Annotated in this window: 21 protein-coding genes, 1 tRNA gene, 1 other RNA gene and 2 pseudogenes; 18 read left to right on the forward strand and 7 right to left on the reverse strand. The window is 34.3% G+C overall.

The window, feature by feature from the left end; all coding sequences use genetic code 11:
- Positions 1–26 precede the first annotated feature (26 nt).
- The 5 genes from AAGD62_RS05030 to pheS form a co-directional block, all read right to left on the reverse strand.
- A tRNA-Ile gene (locus AAGD62_RS05030) sits at positions 27–103 on the reverse strand.
- Positions 104–112: 9 nt separating this feature from the next.
- Positions 113–382 (reverse strand): 50S ribosomal protein L27, encoded by a 270-nt coding sequence (gene rpmA / locus AAGD62_RS05035; RefSeq protein ID WP_006279564.1) that lies wholly within the window; start codon positions 380–382, stop codon positions 113–115.
- 10 nt (positions 383–392) lie between these two features.
- Entirely contained in the window at positions 393–695 is a 303-nt protein-coding gene (gene rplU, locus AAGD62_RS05040) for a 50S ribosomal protein L21 (RefSeq protein ID WP_006279565.1), read from the reverse strand.
- A 1,030-nt stretch (positions 696–1,725) separates the two neighbouring features.
- A complete protein-coding gene (gene glmU, locus AAGD62_RS05045; protein WP_155968274.1) occupies positions 1,726–3,018 on the reverse strand; it encodes a bifunctional UDP-N-acetylglucosamine diphosphorylase/glucosamine-1-phosphate N-acetyltransferase GlmU in 1,293 nt (430 codons plus the stop codon).
- A complete protein-coding gene (gene pheS, locus AAGD62_RS05050) occupies positions 3,019–4,062 on the reverse strand; it encodes a phenylalanine--tRNA ligase subunit alpha (protein ID WP_155968272.1) in 1,044 nt (347 codons plus the stop codon).
- Positions 4,063–4,208: 146 nt separating this feature from the next.
- Between pheS and AAGD62_RS05055 the strand changes: the two genes are divergently transcribed.
- The 16 genes from AAGD62_RS05055 to ispG all read left to right on the forward strand — a co-directional run bounded on the left by AAGD62_RS05055 (position 4,209) and on the right by ispG (position 15,533).
- Positions 4,209–5,924, forward strand: coding sequence for a hypothetical protein (locus AAGD62_RS05055; protein WP_155968270.1), 1,716 nt, complete (start codon positions 4,209–4,211; stop codon positions 5,922–5,924).
- A 181-nt stretch (positions 5,925–6,105) separates the two neighbouring features.
- Entirely contained in the window at positions 6,106–6,702 is a 597-nt protein-coding gene (locus AAGD62_RS05060) for a riboflavin synthase (RefSeq protein WP_151808045.1), read from the forward strand.
- Between the two features lie 57 nt (positions 6,703–6,759).
- Positions 6,760–7,350 carry a CvpA family protein gene (locus AAGD62_RS05065; protein WP_015588828.1) on the forward strand — a complete coding sequence of 197 codons (591 nt, stop codon included), beginning with the start codon at positions 6,760–6,762 and terminating at the stop codon, positions 7,348–7,350.
- Positions 7,351–7,474: 124 nt separating this feature from the next.
- Positions 7,475–7,805: a transfer-messenger RNA gene (gene ssrA / locus AAGD62_RS05070) on the forward strand.
- A gap of 22 nt (positions 7,806–7,827) precedes the next feature.
- Positions 7,828–8,265 carry a ClpXP protease specificity-enhancing factor SspB gene (locus AAGD62_RS05075; protein WP_341812696.1) on the forward strand — a complete coding sequence of 146 codons (438 nt, stop codon included), beginning with the start codon at positions 7,828–7,830 and terminating at the stop codon, positions 8,263–8,265.
- A 188-nt stretch (positions 8,266–8,453) separates the two neighbouring features.
- A complete protein-coding gene (locus AAGD62_RS05080; protein ID WP_264339247.1) occupies positions 8,454–8,684 on the forward strand; it encodes a hypothetical protein in 231 nt (76 codons plus the stop codon).
- A gap of 67 nt (positions 8,685–8,751) precedes the next feature.
- Positions 8,752–8,958 (forward strand): type II toxin-antitoxin system RelE family toxin, encoded by a 207-nt coding sequence (locus tag AAGD62_RS05085; protein WP_231115925.1) that lies wholly within the window; start codon positions 8,752–8,754, stop codon positions 8,956–8,958.
- Positions 8,959–9,068: 110 nt separating this feature from the next.
- Positions 9,069–9,290, forward strand: coding sequence for a hypothetical protein (locus tag AAGD62_RS05090; protein ID WP_095742622.1), 222 nt, complete (start codon positions 9,069–9,071; stop codon positions 9,288–9,290).
- A 43-nt stretch (positions 9,291–9,333) separates the two neighbouring features.
- A complete protein-coding gene (locus AAGD62_RS05095; RefSeq protein WP_265032051.1) occupies positions 9,334–9,582 on the forward strand; it encodes a type II toxin-antitoxin system RelE family toxin in 249 nt (82 codons plus the stop codon).
- An 83-nt stretch (positions 9,583–9,665) separates the two neighbouring features.
- Positions 9,666–9,887, forward strand: coding sequence for a hypothetical protein (locus AAGD62_RS05100; RefSeq protein WP_006279415.1), 222 nt, complete (start codon positions 9,666–9,668; stop codon positions 9,885–9,887).
- Entirely contained in the window at positions 9,878–10,153 is a 276-nt protein-coding gene (locus AAGD62_RS05105) for a type II toxin-antitoxin system RelE family toxin (protein WP_007550684.1), read from the forward strand. Before AAGD62_RS05100 ends, AAGD62_RS05105 begins: the two co-directional genes overlap by 10 nt.
- Before the next feature lie 171 nt (positions 10,154–10,324).
- Complete coding sequence (locus AAGD62_RS05110) at positions 10,325–10,603, forward strand: YggT family protein (RefSeq protein ID WP_006279515.1); 279 nt, start codon at positions 10,325–10,327, stop codon at positions 10,601–10,603.
- A complete protein-coding gene (locus AAGD62_RS05115; RefSeq protein WP_155968268.1) occupies positions 10,604–12,718 on the forward strand; it encodes an FtsK/SpoIIIE family DNA translocase in 2,115 nt (704 codons plus the stop codon). It begins immediately after the preceding gene.
- 154 nt (positions 12,719–12,872) lie between these two features.
- On the forward strand, positions 12,873–13,409 hold the full coding sequence (locus AAGD62_RS05120; RefSeq protein ID WP_155968266.1) for a hypothetical protein: 537 nt from the start codon (positions 12,873–12,875) through the stop codon (positions 13,407–13,409).
- Positions 13,410–13,606: 197 nt separating this feature from the next.
- Positions 13,607–14,227 (forward strand): TRP75-related protein, encoded by a 621-nt coding sequence (locus AAGD62_RS05125; protein ID WP_070356736.1) that lies wholly within the window; start codon positions 13,607–13,609, stop codon positions 14,225–14,227.
- Between the two features lie 25 nt (positions 14,228–14,252).
- Positions 14,253–15,533: a flavodoxin-dependent (E)-4-hydroxy-3-methylbut-2-enyl-diphosphate synthase gene (gene ispG / locus AAGD62_RS05130; RefSeq protein ID WP_341812697.1), complete on the forward strand. Its 1,281-nt coding sequence runs from the start codon at positions 14,253–14,255 to the stop codon at positions 15,531–15,533.
- A gap of 237 nt (positions 15,534–15,770) precedes the next feature.
- On the opposite strand, the gene AAGD62_RS05135 is transcribed toward ispG, so the two are convergent.
- Both AAGD62_RS05135 and AAGD62_RS05140 read right to left on the reverse strand, forming a co-directional pair.
- Positions 15,771–16,013, reverse strand: a complete 243-nt coding sequence (locus AAGD62_RS05135) for a transposase (RefSeq protein ID WP_155968262.1) — start codon at positions 16,011–16,013, stop codon at positions 15,771–15,773.
- 36 nt (positions 16,014–16,049) lie between these two features.
- Positions 16,050–16,400: pseudogene (locus AAGD62_RS05140) on the reverse strand (IS5-like element ISWpi1 family transposase); the annotation flags it as partial.
- 58 nt (positions 16,401–16,458) lie between these two features.
- Here AAGD62_RS05140 and AAGD62_RS05145 point away from each other — a divergent pair.
- Together AAGD62_RS05145 and AAGD62_RS05150 are read left to right on the forward strand one after the other, a co-directional pair.
- Positions 16,459–17,291: pseudogene (locus tag AAGD62_RS05145) on the forward strand (IS5 family transposase).
- Entirely contained in the window at positions 17,288–17,959 is a 672-nt protein-coding gene (locus tag AAGD62_RS05150; protein ID WP_070356740.1) for a TenA family protein, read from the forward strand. Before AAGD62_RS05145 ends, AAGD62_RS05150 begins: the two are co-directional and overlap by 4 nt.
- Positions 17,960–17,961 lie beyond the last annotated feature (2 nt).

A 17,961-nucleotide genomic window follows, 5' to 3' on the forward strand; every position in this document is an offset into this window, starting at 1 on the left:
AGAAAACACAGTTAGTAACTACTAAATGGTGGGTCTGGGAAGAGTTGAACCTCCGACCTCACGCTTATCAGGCGTGCGCTCTAACCACCTGAGCTACAGACCCATGATTTATTCAAGCTGAAGCTTTCATATTATCTGTAGGCACGATATCAATAAAAGTCTTTTTATTTGCTGACCTTCTAAAGCTGACCCAGCCTTCTATTTTAGCAAAAATCGTATGATCTTTACCTATACCAACATTCTTTCCAGGATGGAATTTTGTGCCTCTTTGGCGCACAATTATGTTACCAGGAATAACCTTCCCATTCTTCTTTATTCCTAACCTACGACCCGCTGAATCTCTACCATTACAGGAACTACCACCTGATTTTTTAGTTGCCATATCTTACCTCTTACTTTTGAAGACTAATTTCATTTATACGAAGAACAGTTATATACTGCCTATGACCAGTTTTCCTACGGTAATTTTTTCTTCTTTTCTTCTTAAAGATTATAATTTTTTCCCCCCTGCACTGCTCCAACACTTCAGCTTTAACAGTAGCATTAGATGAATAAGATAAGCCATTATTTGAAATACAAATCACCTTATTGATTTCCACCTCTTTTTTTTCTTCAGCTTCTAACTTCTCTACCTTTATTATACTACCTTCTTTTACTAAATATTGCTTTCCACCAGTCTCAATTACTGCAAACATGATAAATATAAATTATTGTTATTAACTTTAATCGTAAACGATGTCATATACGCTGTCAATATAAATAAAAAGCATGACTTAACGTTCTTTTTGAGCTACTAAAATACTTCTATCTGTTTTCATCTTTTATCTACCTTTTCTCAGACAGTAGACTTCTTGCATAACCTAAGCAGAAAAAAGGCAAATAGTTATTATAGCTCTAAGTTTACCGACACCGTCATGCAAGTAGCCCCTTCTCCTGTCATCCGAGTAGCTGACACTGGTTCCTTTATGACGATGTCATCCAAGTGTCAGCTACTCGGATGACAAAAAAAGGAGCACTAGGATGACATCATCCTTTTTTGGGATTCCAGTGTCACGCACTGGGATGACAGCAGTCCTACGTCATACCGCCGCGAACCGTCATACCGCGATTCATTCGCGGTATCTCAGCAATAGATCCCGCTAACAAGCAGCGGGATGACGATTGTCGTTTAGCCATAAACATTAAGGAATTTACCAAATGAAAAAAAAGGCAAAAGAAGCCCCGTGGTTATTGTCCGCTTTAAAATATTGGCGTTTTTTATGTTTTAAATGCTTGACAAGCAAGATTAAGCTGCTTTTAATTGCAACTAACCTACGCTGCAAATGTTTAAGAAATTTACTAAGCAGAAAAAAAGACAAAGAATCCCCGAGTTAGCTAGTCTTTTACTATCTCTGTCGAGTATTGGCATTTTTTGATGTCTTGTAACGCTTTATAAGCGCGTTCAGCTTATTTAGATAAAAATCTAGATGTAGATGAAGTTTTGTAAAGACATACAGTATCTATATACTGCAAAAAATTGAACATAAGACGCCGATACATTAAGTAATCCTTACCTTTTAATCTGCAGATTGGCGAAAGCAAATACAATAGCTTCACTGTTATGATAAGGGGGCTGGCGGAGTTTGTCAAGGAAGTTTTTTTGTTTCTATTCCCAATAAAAGTTTGTTATATGGTTATGCAAGAAGTCTAATATTAAAAATGACACAACAACATAATTAAATTAGACTACTTTATTCTCTTAGTTACTTGCTTTTCTCTTGCTATTGCAAGGCTTTTTTCTGGTACATCTTCAACTATAACACTACCTGCTGCAATTACAGATTCATCATGAATATTAAGCGGCGCAATTAGTGAGCTATTGGCGCCAACAAAGCAATTGCTCCCTATATTCGTTTCATGTTTATTTTTCCCATCATAATTACAAACAATAGTGCCTGCTCCTATATTACTCTCCTGCCCTACTTTAGCATTTCCTATATAACTTAAGTGTTTTATTCTAGTGTTTTGACCAACTTCACTTGTTTTCACTTCCACAAAATTTCCTATTTTTGCCTTATTACCAATTGTTGTGTTTCCGCGTATTCTGGTAAATGGACCGACCTCAGCATTGCTTTTAATTAAGCAATTTTCTAAATGCGAAAATGGCAGTATTTTCGCACCAGACTCTATTTTCACTCCAGTACCGAAAAAAACATATGGGTAAATCACTGAATCTCTGGCAATTTGCGTATCAAGAGAAAAGAAAACAGTCTCTGGCGCAACAAGTGTTACTCCGGCGTCGGTAAAAATTTTTCTTTTATTTTCTTGAAAGTAAAATTCAGCTTTTATAAGGTCATTTCTGTTATTTATTCCCGTTGCTTCTTCTCCACCCGTAATAACGTAACCGACATTTAAATTACTCTTCACTGCAATGGAAACTATATCGGTCAAATAATATTCATGAGTTGAGCTATTGCACTCTATTTTCTCTACCAATTCACGTAAATTCTTTGCACATGCAACCATTATTCCAGCATTTGCAAGAAACTCTTCATGATTATTTTTATCACTCTTTGCTTCTACGATTTCTCTTAAGGAACCATTCTCAATGATTAACCTACCATATTCTTTATTGCTTGCCCTAAAACCTAGGCAAACTAGAGTCTTGCCTTCTAAATAACTAACCATTTTAGTTATTGTGCTGCTTTTTATGAGCGGAGTATCTCCATACTGCACAACAACTATGTTCGAATCTGGCAATTCTTTCAGGTTTCTCATCGCAGTTTTGACTGCATCTCCCGTGCCGAGTGTTGATTCTTGTGTAATTAACTGTATATCCTCAAAGCACTTTAGTCTTTCAATTAAAGGCTGATCAACTACAACAGCAATATTTTCAGGATTTAACTGTTTTGCATTGTAAATGACATGCTGAAGCATGGAAAAATTGCCTATTTTGTGTAGGACCTTAGGCAAATCTGAATTCATCCGCCTGCCATGCCCTGCAGCAAGTATAACGAACGTATGAGTTTTACTTATCACTTATCTTAAAGATGAAAAATGAAAACCGTAATGATCAAGCCAACTGATTTTGTTATCGTAAAAGCTTCTTAGGTCGCTGATTTGATATTTTAGCATCGCAAGCCTTTCTATACCAATGCCAAACGCAAAACCGTTGTATTTAGTATGGTCTATTCCAACATTTTGAAAGACATTTGGATGCACCATACCACATCCAAGCACTTCTATCCATTTACTACCTTTATAACTTATGTCCACTTCCGCAGAGGGTTCAGTAAAAGGAAAAAAACTATTACGAAAACGTATCTTCAGCCCTTTATCTCCAAAAAACTTATTAAGGAAGTGATGAATAGTAAATTTTAACTGGCCCATATTGACGTTTTCATCGACATATAACCCTTCTATCTGGTGAAACATAGGAGTATGAGTTGCATCAAAGTCATTTCTGTATACCCTACCAGGAGCTACTATTTTAATTGGGAATTTTTTTGTTTTTTCCATGGTTCTAATCTGTACAGATGAAGTGTGAGTGCGCAGTACCATTCTTTTATCGTTTATTTTATTCTTTAAGTAGAAGGTATCTTGCTCCTCTCGCGCAGGATGATGACTTGGAGTATTCAGTGCATCAAATACATGAAATTCATCTTCAATATCAGGGCCATCAACTGCTTTAAAACCCATATGTGCAAAAATAAGCTTTACTTCATTTATAACCTTACTGAGTGGATGGACCTTGCCAATTTTTTCTGGCCTCGCAGGCAACGTGATATCAACTGCCTCGTTCTGCAATTTAAAGTTAACTTCTTCGGCTTTTAGTATATTTTCCTTATTCATGATAAGATGATCTAGCTTATTACGTAAAACGTTGATAACTTCGCCTAAATTGCGCTTTTTTCCTGCGTCTTCTATCTCTTTTAAGTTGTCAAAATAAGCTTTAATTACACCCTTTTTTCCCAAATATGATAGCCTGACTTTTTCTAAATCTTGTAAAGAAGAAGCATTCTCAATTTCGGAAACTGCTTTATCTTCAAGTGAAAGTATGTCATCTAATAACTCTTTATTCATCTTAAAAACGCTGGCTTAAACTTTCATTATAGTGAAATTTTAAATATCATCAACAATCCGAAAAATTGCCCTATTCTGATTATTAATTTATTGACTAATTAATCTTTTTTATTTACCTTTGCGTTGATGAATTTGCTGTATCAACTATGCACAACAGTAACACTGAAACTAAGAATAAGTATAAAATAGAGGATTTACCTAAGCTCTTTAAGGAAAAATCCAGAAACATAAGTAAAGCATTTTCTAGCGAAACAATTAAGATCAGTGCTATTCGCTCGAGAAGTATTGAAAGCAATATACAAAAATTTTCATTTGAGCTAACAGCAACAGATAAAGACACCTTTAATATAAGATTATTTCGAATAAACCCTTTAATTGATTTTTTCAAAATCTGCCTTTCCCGGGAAAAAAAATTTACAGCCAACATAAAAGTGCCCAAAGAAAGCAGTGAACTATATAATAACTACTGTAAAACTAACAGTTATAAAACTGTAGAAGAATTCGTAAATAGTGCTCCGCCTCAAATCCTTCTGCAGGGCACAACGATAACGCTACAAACAGACGTTGAAAACATTAACCTGGACAACTTGTACCAAATCGAGTTATTTCTAAATGAAAAGCTACAACATGCAGAAAAAACTGAAAATGAAGACAAAAAAGAACAGAGTGAAACTAACCAAAAAAATGCACAAAATAAACAAATCGTACCAGTTACAGGCCTGTTTGGCTATAATTTAACAAGTAGTAAAAAGCAAGTGATGCGGGTTCCAATAGTTGTTGCTGCAATGCGTGACAATTTTTTTTGGTTTGGATCTTCTTTTCGGCTATCCAATTTTTTTAATACAATACAATTCTTCTTTCAACAGCCACCAAAACTGTCCATACGAAACCAGAGGGCTTTGACTTACCATCCAACACTTCAAGAGACAAAACAGGACAAGGTAACACAAAAAGATGGAATCGACGAAAGAAGAATAGAAGACGTCACAATGCTTATTTCTGATTTCGGTCAAACTACTTCGCACACAGAGTATTTTAAGGCTAACAGAAAAAAGAAGTCAAAAAAGCAGACCAAAGAACTATCAGAGAAAGAAAAACCATTAGCCATAAAACAAGCACAAAATGATGCTAGAGTAGCTATGATAGATAACCAAATTGAGCACAGGGGGAAAAAACTCGATAAAATATTTATTGAAGTGATGAGTGGATACAAAAATCAAGATCCAGAAACATTTTGCAATATTTTCAGCTCAGTATTCAATATTGTTTACTTTCAAGATAAACAATTACATGCAATATTAGAGCCAGGCGAAATATCAGAAGTATTACAGATACTCGAAAGGCCACAACCTCTTAGTAACTCACTTTTAGGTAAAGAATATTTACAAAAACAAGTATATAGAAAAAAAGAGCAATTGCTTAAATTAGTTTCAGGTGTTTATATACAACAACCTTCTCCACAACATGAAAATACTCCTCATAAATCTACAAACCCTTTACCAATTAAAGATCTTTCACCAGCAACAAATGAAGCTAAAACTCTACCACCTACTAACATTACACTCAAATCACCGTTAAAAACTGTATTTTCCTCAAAAAAGGCTTATTTTTGTCTATTTATAATAGTAGCATCTGCATCAACACTTTGCTTATGGCATTTTCCGTTAGGAAAAGTGTCAATGTTAAAAGGATTAGTGCCACCAGAAAAAAGAGAAAGTATTGGGCTAGCATTGAACATAGGGTTACCAATATTAACTGCATTATGTGTTCTGAGTTTGGCTTATTTCATATATTCTGAATATTCTATAGAATCTATTGAACAAGTAAGTGAAAACGATCCCCTTTCTCGCGCCTATAGCTAGTGCAGGCTCAGTTTTCCTACGTCATACCGTCACGGTATCTCTAGATCCCGCTAACACGTAGCGGGATGACGAATTTGTCGTTTTTTAAATTGTCGGTAAACCAGAATTACTTTAACTATAACAAGATAGAAATAAGTTGTTGTAAAAAATTTTTCATGGTAAAATTATTTATTTTCACCATATGTTTAAAGGAATTATCACGGATATCGGGACTATAACTGATACTACCACTCACTCCAACTCTGATCAAATTTTCCATATCAAGACACAAAATTTATCCTCTATAAATAAAGGAGATTCAATAGCTTGCTCTGGTGTGTGTTTAACTGTTGTTGATATAATGAGCGATATATTTACAGTCCAAGCATCTCAAGAAACTATGAAGGTTGCTAACTTAAATACGTGGAGAATAGGAAAAAAAATAAATCTCGAACAAGCAATGAGATTAAGCGATAAGATCGATGGCCACCTGGTTCAGGGTCATGTTGATGGGATAGTAAAATTTTTAACAATTAATCAAAATTTAGATTCTCATGAAATCAAACTATCGTGCCCACAAGAATTAATTAAATTTGTTGCAAAAAAAAGCTCCGTTACACTAGATGGGGTTTCCCTCACAGTGAATTCAGTTATTAATCAGGAATTTACAGTAAATATCACTCCCTATACATGGGAAAATACAACTTTTCAGTACAACAAAGTAAATGATTATTTGAATTTAGAAATTGACATGATCGCTAGGTATTTAGATCAATTGATGCAGCATAAATACAATTAATTTTACAACCTTGTTATTTACAACTATTATATCTTGAAAACCATATAGATATAAAACATGCTTTTCGATAGCCTAATTATCTTCATTGTTGTTCTATGCGTAATAATCTCGGTAACTAGAGGCTTTATAAAAGAGCTATGCGCACTAATGTTTCTATTTTTATCGGTCTTTCTGACAGCTAATCACTATGATTTTTTCACTCCAAATTATAGTAAATATTTTGATTCTAAAGTTACACTAAACATACTTTCTACAATCTCTGTATTTATTATACTTAATCTTATATTCATGATAATAAATAACTGGCTAATGTACATATTATTACCCATAAGGTTGGGGTTTATCGATAGAGTTACTGGAATCTTTCTCGGAGTGCTTAAAGGAATATTGCTCTCTTATGTATTATTTTTTGCTGTGCACTTATATTGCTACACAGTATATGACAAAAAAGAGGGAGAGTATAAAATAGAAGCAGAAGACATATTGCCTAATTGGATAATAAATTCACACTCTTATCAGGCTTTATTTGTGACAGCAGAAGAAGTAATTGACATGTATGTACCAGAGTCGTTGATACTAAAAATAAAAGAGATCGGTGGAGAAATGGTTGATCAAGAAAAACCTAAAAACAATAAAAAAGAAGAGTAAATATTTATTTATAAATATTTTCATTGGGAGTATTCAAAAAGCCATATGTGTCAGGTTAAGAGCACAGAATTTTTTACTGGAAATATTAATTTTGTTTTAGCAATAAATCAACTTAAGGTCATAATATCTTGACATTTATTTAATGTTGCTATATAATAGCTATGTACATTTTGTGTACTATAGCAATAAAATTACCTTGTAATAGGTGTATTGGACCCGAGGGCAGTACTCGGCGCTTCCACCATGTTTTTTAATTATACGGGGGCGATTAAGGATCGACATGCATAGTAAAGATGGTAGCTTTGCTCGGTTAGACACCACCGCTAAGAGTTCATAATTTAAATGCAAACGATAATTTTGCTGCTGAAGAATATCGTGTTGCTGCTTAATTTAGCACAACCGGTTTATTACTAAAGCACGGTTTAGGGAACGCCGGGTAACAGAAGTTCCCCCAAAATTTACGTATGTGAAAGTTATATGGAGCAAACAGATTACAAAAAACTGCTTAATTCTGCTAAGTTTCAAGTTATCAAAAAGACTTTAGATGTTATATCAGGTAATGGTTTTATCCCTCACTTAGAAATATTATTTTTCACATATTTTAATGGTGTGACCATGCCAGATCGTTTGAAAAAGTCATACCCTACTCAAATGCTTATTATATTACAGCATCAATTCTATGATTTAAAAGTTTCTGAGGATAAATTTAGCGTCAGTTTGAGTTTTCAAGGAAAACAAGAGCAAATTACTATACCGTTTTTTGCTATTAGTGAGTTTCGTGATAAAATTTCAGGAGATGTTTTAATATTTGACAAAATCAGTATCGACTCTGATAAAGAATACAAAAGTGAAAAATGTACTGAAAAACTATCAAACGGTAGTATTATATCCATAGATCAACTGCGTGATGAGTAACTGCTCATCTTTATAAACAAAAAATATTAATAGAAAAAAGTGGTCTAACTTAAGTAATAGAATAGAGGGTAGATAAATATGCTAAATCTTTAATTATTTATTAACGCAGGTGGCAAAATTTTTCTTACATATCATCAACTTCCTTTATTGAAAAATTCAGAAAAATGTTGTATAATTATTAGTAGACTTTGGTAAAACATATGACAGATTCAGGAATTAGTATAACTTTTGACCCAAAAACTTCACATAACCTTACTAAGTTAGCTGAAATCACCAAGGAATCCGTTCAAGAACTAGCAAAAAGGTTAGTCATCGAAGGAATCGAGTGCGAAGTAGAAGATATTGCGTTATATAAAACTATTAAGGAATGTGAGGATGTAGACTGGAATACAGTACTATCTGAAAGGGAGAGGACATAAACTGAAATACGATATTGTCTACTCAAAAAACTTTACTGAAAGAGATTTTCTAAATCTTCCAAAAACAATAAGATCAAGGATTACAAAAGCGATAAACGAGCGGCTTACAACTGATCCAATTAAATTTGGTAAACCATTACGTGGCAGGCTAAAAGGGTATAGAAGAATAAGGGTTAGTGATTATCGAATTATTTATACTGTAAATATTGCAAAACATAAGGTATTTGTTGCTACAGCAGGACATAGAGACACCATTTATGAGAAGGCTACTTGATAAACATTAAATATATTTTTATACAGCCCTCCTTCCTTCCTTCCTTTCTTTATTGAAAAATTAAAAAAAATGTTGTAAAATAGCTATAGTAGTAGACTTTGGTAAAACTTATGGTAAATTCAAAAGTTAGTGTAACTTTCAACCCAGAAACTTCGCAGCATCTTGTTGAACTAGCTAGAGCCACCAAGCAGTCTGTTCAAAAATTAACAGAAAAGCTAGTCAAGGAAGCAATCGAACTTGAAGCGGAAGATATTGCATTTTCCAAAATTATTAGGGAGTTAAATTCTGATGATGCAGAAGAAGTAGAGGATAGTGAAGACATCTGGAAATAAGCAATACACCATTAAATATCTAAAGCATGTTCTTAAAAGAAATTTGCCTTCCTTGCCGGAAGATGTAAAGCCAAGTATTAAAGATGCAATAAAAGAGTATCTTGAGACTGATCCTATTGGTAACGGTGTGTTGCTACGCAAGAGATTAAAGGAACATAGAAGAATAAAAGTTGCTGATGATTATCGTATTGTCTACCGTGTAAATACTGTAAAACGTATAGTAATTATTGTTTCAATAGGACACAGGGACAATATTTACAAGCAGGCAATATTGGACCTACTGAAACATTAAATATATTTTTATACACCACTCCTTTCTTTATTGAAAAATTAAAAAAAATGTTGTATAATTATTAGTGGACTTTGGTAAAACATATGGCAAATTCAGGCATTAACATAGCTCTTAGCGAAGAAACTTTAAAGCATCTTGCTGAATTATCTGAATTTACTAAACAGCCCGTTCAAGAATTAGCAGGAAAACTATTTAGAGAAGCAGTTGAGCTTGAAATGGAGGATTTTTTAGTATCTAAAATTTCTGATGAGCGTGATGTTGAAGGTGCAGAAACAGTTGATTTTGAAGATATTAAGTGGGATTAGAGCGTTACAAGGTTAAGTCTCTAAAGAGTGTTGTTGAAAAAGATTTACCAAACCTTCCAAAGATAATAAGGCTAAGAGTTCAAAAGGCTATAAAAGAACGTCTTACAGTTGACCCAATAAATTTTGGTGAACCACTACATCATAACTTAAAAGGATGTAGAAGGCTAAGAGTTGGTGACTATCGTGTAATTTACAGAGTAAATCAATTAGATCATATAGTGACTATCACAGAGATAGGACATAGAGATGATATTTATAAGAAATAAATATCAACATTAATATATATTATACACCCCTCCTTCCTTGTCCATTCTCTACTTTAGGTGGCTTTGCGCAGCTCAAAAAATGAAGTTTTTTTTGGTTCAGCAAAAACAACATTTTGAGTTTGAAAAGGCTAAATACTTGTCTTTTATATAACTTTCGTGTAATAGATATGTATGCATCCAATCATATATCTACTCAATACGTTACTTGATCTTTATAGCTTCATTCTAATATGTTGGGTTGTCCTAAACTGGCTGGTTAAACTTAATATGGTGAACATATATAATGAAACTGTCAGTAGCATAATGCACATCTTGAACCAATTGACATATCCACCACTAAAGATTATTAGAAGATATATACCACCGTTCAACGGATTAGATTTATCTATAATGATATTGCTAATAACAATTCACTTTGTAAAATATACAGTAGCTTACTACTTTAGGTAGATGTTAAAAAAATATCTAAAATCAGCAATATATCTATCCTTTTTAATATATATATATATATCAGTTTTTAGCTATAACTATAAAGATCCTTCCTTAAACACGGCTACAAATGAGGAAGTGACAAATTTAGGTGGAATAGTAGGTTCATATTTAGCTGATATATTGGTTCAATTTCTCGGATTAACTAGTGTTACAATAGCTACAACCATAGTTTACTTGTTGATCTTCAGGCCAGCAAAAAGGCTGCTGAAAATTCTCTGTTTAATATTAATCAATTTAGGGATATGTGCTATATTACCACAACTTTCGCTAGGCGTCATTGCAAGGTACAGACACAGTGGAATAATAGGGAATGTACTCGTTAATCACTGTCCGTTTTATGTATTTGTGATAGTAACATCAATAGGTCTTGTAGGATTGGTTGGTTGGAAGAGAACAACTTACTCTATATTTTTCCTATTCAAAAAAATAGCTTGCTTATTTGTAAATGTTCTATTCTTCAGATCACGTAAAACTGCTGAATATTCAGTTGCACCATTAGTAGTAGAAGAAAAACATAAAGCTCAAGTCACTACTAGACAGCAACCAAGAAAAAGACAGACTGAAGAAATTTTTAAACCTTCCAGTGAGTTCGAGTTTCCAAGTATCCATTTACTTTCTAAAGCAGAAGAGTCTTTGCAGAGAAAGCAGCTGAATGAGATGGAGAGCAATAAAAATTTATCTCTGCTGGAACAAGTCCTGAGTGATTTTGGCGTGCAAGGAAAAATTATCAGTGTATGCTATGGGCCGGTTGTGACTTTATACAAACTTGAACCACAAGCTGGTACGAAATCTGCAAGAGTAATTGGCCTTGCAGATGACATTGCACGTTCGATGAGTGCACTCTCTGCACGTATTTCAATAATTCGTGGGCAAAATGCTATGGGAATAGAGTTGCCGAACAAGGAACGGGAAATTGTAATGCTGCGTGATTTGCTTGAATCACCAGAATACCAAAATGCAAACTTAAATCTTCCAATTGCGCTTGGCAAAGAAATAAGTGGAAAACCAGTTATTGCAGATCTAACTAAAATGCCTCACTTGCTCGTTGCTGGAACCACAGGGTCTGGTAAATCAGTTGCGATTAACACTATGGTTCTTTCACTCGTTTATCGATTAAGTCCTGACGAATGCAAGATGATAATGATCGACCCCAAAATGCTTGAGCTTTCAATATATGATGCAATACCACATCTAATAACGCCAGTAGTAACAGAGCCAAAAAAGGCTGTAGTCGCTCTTAAGTGGATCGTGAAAGAAATGGAAAACCGCTATCGCATGATGTCGTATTTGAATGTACGCAATGTTATAAACTATAATCAAAAAATCACAGAAGCGATGAATAGTGGAATAGAATTGGAGCGCGTTGTGCAGATTGGCTTTAACTCAACAACAGGCAAACCTCTGTTTGAAAAAATACCAATCAAGATGGAAACATTTCCATATATTGTAGTGATCGTGGATGAAATGGCAGATTTGATGCTTGTTGCCGGCAAAGAAATAGAGTGCTCTATTCAACGCTTAGCTCAGATGGCTCGTGCTGCAGGAATACACATCATAATGGCAACACAACGCCCATCTGTGGATGTGATCACAGGTGTGATAAAGGCGAACTTTCCAACGAGAATCAGTTTTGCTGTTACTTCTAAGATAGATAGCCGTACAATACTTGGCGAACAAGGGGCTGAACAATTGCTCGGCATGGGTGACATGCTCTATATGGCCTCTGGTGGTAAGATCATTCGAGTTCACGGCCCATTTGTAAGTGATAATGAGGTGCAAGATATAGTTGATCATCTGAAAATGCAAGGTGAGCCAAACTACATGGAGGAAATCACTAAAGAAGATGAAAATTCTTCTACAGAGTCACACGATGAAACGGAGGATGAAGAAAATGACCTCTATAACCAAGCAGTGGCCATCATTCAAAGAGATCAAAAAGTTTCAACCAGTTACATTCAAAGGCAGCTTAGAATAGGCTATAACAGAGCAGCAAACATCGTTGAAAGAATGGAAAAGGAAGGTATTGTCAGCGCTCCAAATTACTCAGGGAAAAGAGAGATATTGGTTGAATAACAATCTTGTAATACCTTAATTTAAGTTTCCGCACTTTCAAAAAGCAAGTCAAACAAAATTATTAAAAGGTCAATACATAATGACAGTTAATTTAATAATAATTTAAACATTGGGAATGTAAAATTATAATATATTAATTAACTAGGGGGTTAAAATGGTAAAAGGAATTTTGTGCAATTGGTTAGGTGTAACAGAATTGCAAGAAAGTCAAAAAATTGATGCTGAGCAGTTTGAAAAAGTTTTTGGTGCATTAAAAGAATGGCAAGAAGCTCAAAAGATAGATGCTAAACAGTTTGAAGAGGTATTTAGTGCATTAAAAGAATGGCAAGAAGCTCAAAAGATAGATGTTGAGCAGTTTGAAAAAGTTTTTAGTGCATTAGAAGACAAGATTGGTACTAAGCAGTTTCAAGCTATGCAAGAGCACTTAAACGGCCTGCAAGAAAAAGTGGAAACACTTGCAGAGGCAGTAGCAGATCAACAAAAAATAATGGCAATTTGTATCATAGTCAGTGCTGTTGCCGCAATAGCAATAACTAGTTTTGTTGCATTCTGTATCTATCAGGGAGTTAAGCTTGATAAAGAGAAGAAAAACGACTTATCTAAAGATACGCCAGACGCAAAACTTAGTAATGTAGATACTACCGATGGTACTGAAAAACTACAGAATAACTTAAAAGTTGCAAACATATAGCTGCATAACACTTTTCTTGAAAAGGTGTTACGCAACTTGTAACACCTTACTCTTCTCTTAGTCTGCGTAGGTTTTTTTGATAGCAAACATATCACTTTTTAGAAAAATATTTGTATTGTAAAGTTAGTAAAGATTCTGGTTTACTTAAAGTTTGTTAATTGCTATCTTTTAAAACACGATATTTACTATAGCACCATATGCTTAGGGTTTTTTCTAAAATTTTATTTATATTAATGTTTTTGGTTTCTAGCTTTTTTACTGTGCATAGTGCTGAAGCTAAATCTAAGCTCAGTAAGAGATACATACCTCCTGGTAACCCTGGTGGTGCAAACTTTCATACAGATGAGGATTTTGCTGAGTCATATAAACTGTATGAGAAGCGTAGGGAATTGCTCAAGAAAAAAAAATTACAAGATCGAGCTATAAATAAAGAAGATCTAATCAAAAAATTAAAAGAGAAAAAAATTGCTAGTCTTGATAATGAGCCAAATGACATGGAAGCTTGCATAGTCGACGATGAAGAGAGCACTATGATAAATCAGCATGGTATTAATATCGCACGTTTAAGGGGTGCTGTATTTATAGATCAAGAGTCAGTTTTCCAGTATGAAAATAAGCAGCATGAAAGTGAACAACAAGAAGAAAAGAAAGTTACTTCAACACGAGAAAAGAAAGTTTCTCCTATAAATGTCACTATAAAAGAAACTCCATCAAGAAGAACGTGCTCACATGATTCTATTGCTAATTTGGATAACGTAGATGCTTATAGTTTGAATGGTTCAAGTTCATTTGGCAGTGTAGCTGACACAGTAAAATAGTATCACAATATTGGCCATTAATAATATGCTAGATAAAGACCTGATATTGAATGATGATGCATATGAATTATTGCCGATTTCCAGGCACAAGACTCATGTTGTAGAAGTTGGAAAAGTAAAGATAGGCGGAAATAATCCTGTAGTTGTACAATCTATGGCGCTTGGTGTGCATATAGATTCTGATAATATAAAAAGTAGCGCAAAACATTATGCAAAAGAAATAACAGAACTAGCGCGTACAGGTTCAGAATTGGTGCGAATTGCCTTGAACTCAGAGGAGGTAGCAAGAGCCATACCTTATATAGTAGAAGAGATAAATAAAGAAGGTTTTGACGGTAAAATATTGGTAGGCTGTGGTCAGTATGAGCTAGATAAATTAGTTCAAGATTATCCAGACAACATCAAAATGCTGGGTAAAATTAGGATAAACCCAGGCAATATAGGTTTTGGCAACAAACGTGATGAGAAGTTTGAAAGGGTTATAGAGTATGCAATAATGCACGATCTTCCGGTTAGAATTGGGGTAAATTGGGGTAGTCTTGATAAATACCTTTTGCAAAAATTGATGGATGAAAACTCTTTGCTTAGTAATTCAAGGCCTTCTGACGTTATACTGCGCAAAGCAGTTGTAATGTCTGCTCTTGATAGTGCAAAAAAAGCTGAAGAAATTGGTCTAAATTCAAACAAAATAATCATTTCATGTAAAGTTAGCAAAGTACAAGATTTAATTTTAGTTTATATGGCACTTGCAAAATCTTCCAATTATGCGCTGCATTTGGGTTTAACTGAGGCTGGTATGGGCAATAAAGGTGTGGTAAATACCGCAGCAGGGCTTACTTATTTATTGCAAAATGGCATTGGAGATACAATACGGGCTTCTTTGACTCAACGTCCTGGTGAATCGCGTACTAATGAAGTGGTGGTGTGTCAGGAAATATTGCAGTCTATAGGCTTGCGACACTTTAACCCTCAGGTTAATTCATGTCCTGGTTGTGGGCGCACGAGTAGCGATCGTTTTCGTATATTAACTGAAGAGGTGAATGGCTATATAAAAACTCATATGCCGATGTGGAAGAAAAAAAATCCAGGTGTAGAGCATATGAACATTGCTGTTATGGGATGCATAGTAAATGGTCCTGGAGAAAGCAAACACGCAAATTTGGGAATCAGCTTACCTGGATATGGAGAAAAACCTGTTTCAGCAGTCTACAAAAACGGCAAATATTTCAAAACTTTACAAGGTGATAATGTCTCTGAAGAATTTAAGGCAATTATTGATAATTATGTGAAGAAGCATTACACGTAACCTTTCACGGTTAATTAATAGATAAATCGCAAATAAAAAAGAAAATTAAACCTTGTTTTTCTTTTTTCGTTGGGAATGTTCAAAAAAGTGTGTCAAACCGAAAAAAAAGTAATAAATTGATATAAAAAAAATGGAGGTTTGACTGACCTTACCCAGAAAAAGTGGAGAGAAAGTTTGGAATGTTTTTCACAAAGAGAATGATGAATCAAAATGCTCAGGAATGCAATATAGTATTTTCTAAAATGAATGATAAATTTCCATTATGGTATTACCAACCAAAAGTTGTAAGTCTGTATATTTATGCATTAAAGGTCTGAGGCGGCTTTTGATGGTATTCCAACAATGCTCTATAGGGTTCAAATCTGGTGAATATGTTGGTAGATAGAGCAAACGGCATCTAGCATTATCTATTAACTCCTTTGTTTTGGGAGTTTTATGGAATGTGGCATTGTCCATAACTATTGTAGTACCATGTGGCAATTTAGGTAATAAGAGGTTGTCCGGAAACTAGTAAATTCAAGCATATTCCCTCTTTAACATAACCCTACTCATAGCTAGGTATATGAAATTCTCAGTGGATGTTGTGAGTAAATCATACTCCTTCGATAGCCTTCTATTCCTATTAACCCAAGCAAAAGTCCTTTCTACAACCCATCTTCTTGGCTGTACTTTAAACCCTTGTTCTCTTGTTGGTAGTAGCTCAGGTGGCGTATCTTTGTGCACCCAAAATCTACATGGAGGCCTTTTAACAATTTCAATATCTATGTCATATTCTTCCTTTATGTGATTCTTTAAATTTCTTCCTTGGTATCCCATGTCAGCCCACATTTTTTTAACTTTAGTATATTTTGTTCTCATATTGTTTAGAGGTTGTCCGGAAATAAGTAAAAGGCTATAATATCTGAAATTTTAGTACGGGGTAAAGATGAGAAAAAAGTATCCAACAGATCTAAGCGAAAGGGAATGGGCAAGAATAGAAAAACACTTCAGAGTATCATACAAGAAAGGAGGAAGGCCGCCAAAGTATAGCAAAAGAGAAATATTAGAAGCAATTTTCTATGTATTGCGTACAGGGTGTCAATGGCGGTATTTACCAAATGATTTTCCGCTATGGAAGACTGTGTATGAGCAGTTCAGGCAATGGAAGAAGCAGGGAATTTTTGAGAAAATGAATTATGAAATTACAAAATATAGTAGAAGAAAAATAGGAAGGAATGAGCAGCCGAGTGCCTGTATAGTAGATAGTCAATCTGTAAAGACTACAGAAAAGGGGGGATCAAAGGCTATGATGGAAGTAAAAAAGTAAAGGGTAGAAAAAGGCATATAATTACAGACACTCAGGGTTTTATACTAGGTTGTTACGTAGGCGCTGCTAACGAAAATGATAGAGATGGTATTAAAATAGCATTAAACAATATGAGAACAAAATATACTAAAGTTAAAAAAATGTGGGCTGACATGGGATACCAAGGAAGAAATTTAAAGAATCACATAAAGGAAGAATATGACATAGATATTGAAATTGTTAAAAGGCCTCCATGTAGATTTTGGGTGCACAAAGATACGCCACCTGAGCTACTACCAACAAGAGAACAAGGGTTTAAAGTACAGCCAAGAAGATGGGTTGTAGAAAGGACTTTTGCTTGGGTTAATAGGAATAGAAGGCTATCGAAGGAGTATGATTTACTCACAACATCCACTGAGAATTTCATATACCTAGCTATGAGTAGGGTTATGTTAAAGAGGGAATATGCTTGAATTTACTAGTTTCCGGACAACCTCTAAAAGAGTTTTCTGATCTTATTGATAAAATAAAAGAACACCCTTTTAATGTTGAATTGATAAATAATACATTAGATTATGAAAAATTCAAATTCTACCTTCAGCAGGATTTTCTGTATTGTATAGATTGCGCTCGTGCTTTTTTAATTGTTGCAGCTAGAGTTGATGATATTGAAATGATGAGTAGTTTAATCAATTTGGCACAAGGAGCATTTTATGTTCGAGAACAGTATAAAAAATATTTTGAAGATTGTGATCTATCTGATGATCACAAAAAGTCAAGAGCTTGTTCTGCCTTTACTGACTTTTTCATGAGTGCCGCATATCACAATTCTGTTAATGAAGCTTTAGTAGCATCTTATTCTTGCTTTAACATATACCAAATCGTTATACGCCATATGGTAAATGAGATAACAACTAAAGGGGTTAAAAATAACAAATACAAAGAGTGGATCAACATTTATAGTAGCGAAACAGTAAATGCTGTAATTGATGAGGTTACTGATATTACAAATAAGCTATATAAAAAAGCTAGTGACTGTGAAAAAAAGAGGATGTATGAGTTTTTTAAGAAAGGGCTGGAATTAGAAATAATGTTTTGGGATGAGGCATATTACTCTAATATATCTAGCAAAGAATATTAGCA

The organism is Wolbachia endosymbiont (group A) of Eristalinus aeneus, assembly GCF_964026915.1.
GTDB lineage: Bacteria > Pseudomonadota > Alphaproteobacteria > Rickettsiales > Anaplasmataceae > Wolbachia > Wolbachia pipientis.

Excerpts from the sequence above, each read along its gene's own strand:
- AAGD62_RS05060 (WP_151808045.1), top strand. The coding sequence starts at position 6,106 with ATGTTTAAAGGAATTATCACGGATATCGGGACTATAACTGATACTACC.
- AAGD62_RS05055 (WP_155968270.1), top strand. The coding sequence starts at position 4,209 with ATGCACAACAGTAACACTGAAACTAAGAATAAGTATAAAATAGAGGAT.
- AAGD62_RS05100 (WP_006279415.1), top strand. The coding sequence starts at position 9,666 with ATGGCAAATTCAGGCATTAACATAGCTCTTAGCGAAGAAACTTTAAAG.
- AAGD62_RS05125 (WP_070356736.1), top strand. The coding sequence starts at position 13,607 with ATGCTTAGGGTTTTTTCTAAAATTTTATTTATATTAATGTTTTTGGTT.
- rpmA (WP_006279564.1), bottom strand. The coding sequence starts at position 382 with ATGGCAACTAAAAAATCAGGTGGTAGTTCCTGTAATGGTAGAGATTCA.
- AAGD62_RS05065 (WP_015588828.1), top strand. The coding sequence starts at position 6,760 with ATGCTTTTCGATAGCCTAATTATCTTCATTGTTGTTCTATGCGTAATA.
- AAGD62_RS05090 (WP_095742622.1), top strand. The coding sequence starts at position 9,069 with ATGGTAAATTCAAAAGTTAGTGTAACTTTCAACCCAGAAACTTCGCAG.
- AAGD62_RS05120 (WP_155968266.1), top strand. The coding sequence starts at position 12,873 with ATGGTAAAAGGAATTTTGTGCAATTGGTTAGGTGTAACAGAATTGCAA.
- ispG (WP_341812697.1), top strand. The coding sequence starts at position 14,253 with ATGCTAGATAAAGACCTGATATTGAATGATGATGCATATGAATTATTG.
- AAGD62_RS05115 (WP_155968268.1), top strand. The coding sequence starts at position 10,604 with ATGTTAAAAAAATATCTAAAATCAGCAATATATCTATCCTTTTTAATA.
- rplU (WP_006279565.1), bottom strand. The coding sequence starts at position 695 with ATGTTTGCAGTAATTGAGACTGGTGGAAAGCAATATTTAGTAAAAGAA.
- AAGD62_RS05075 (WP_341812696.1), top strand. The coding sequence starts at position 7,828 with ATGGAGCAAACAGATTACAAAAAACTGCTTAATTCTGCTAAGTTTCAA.
- AAGD62_RS05110 (WP_006279515.1), top strand. The coding sequence starts at position 10,325 with ATGCATCCAATCATATATCTACTCAATACGTTACTTGATCTTTATAGC.
- pheS (WP_155968272.1), bottom strand. The coding sequence starts at position 4,062 with ATGAATAAAGAGTTATTAGATGACATACTTTCACTTGAAGATAAAGCA.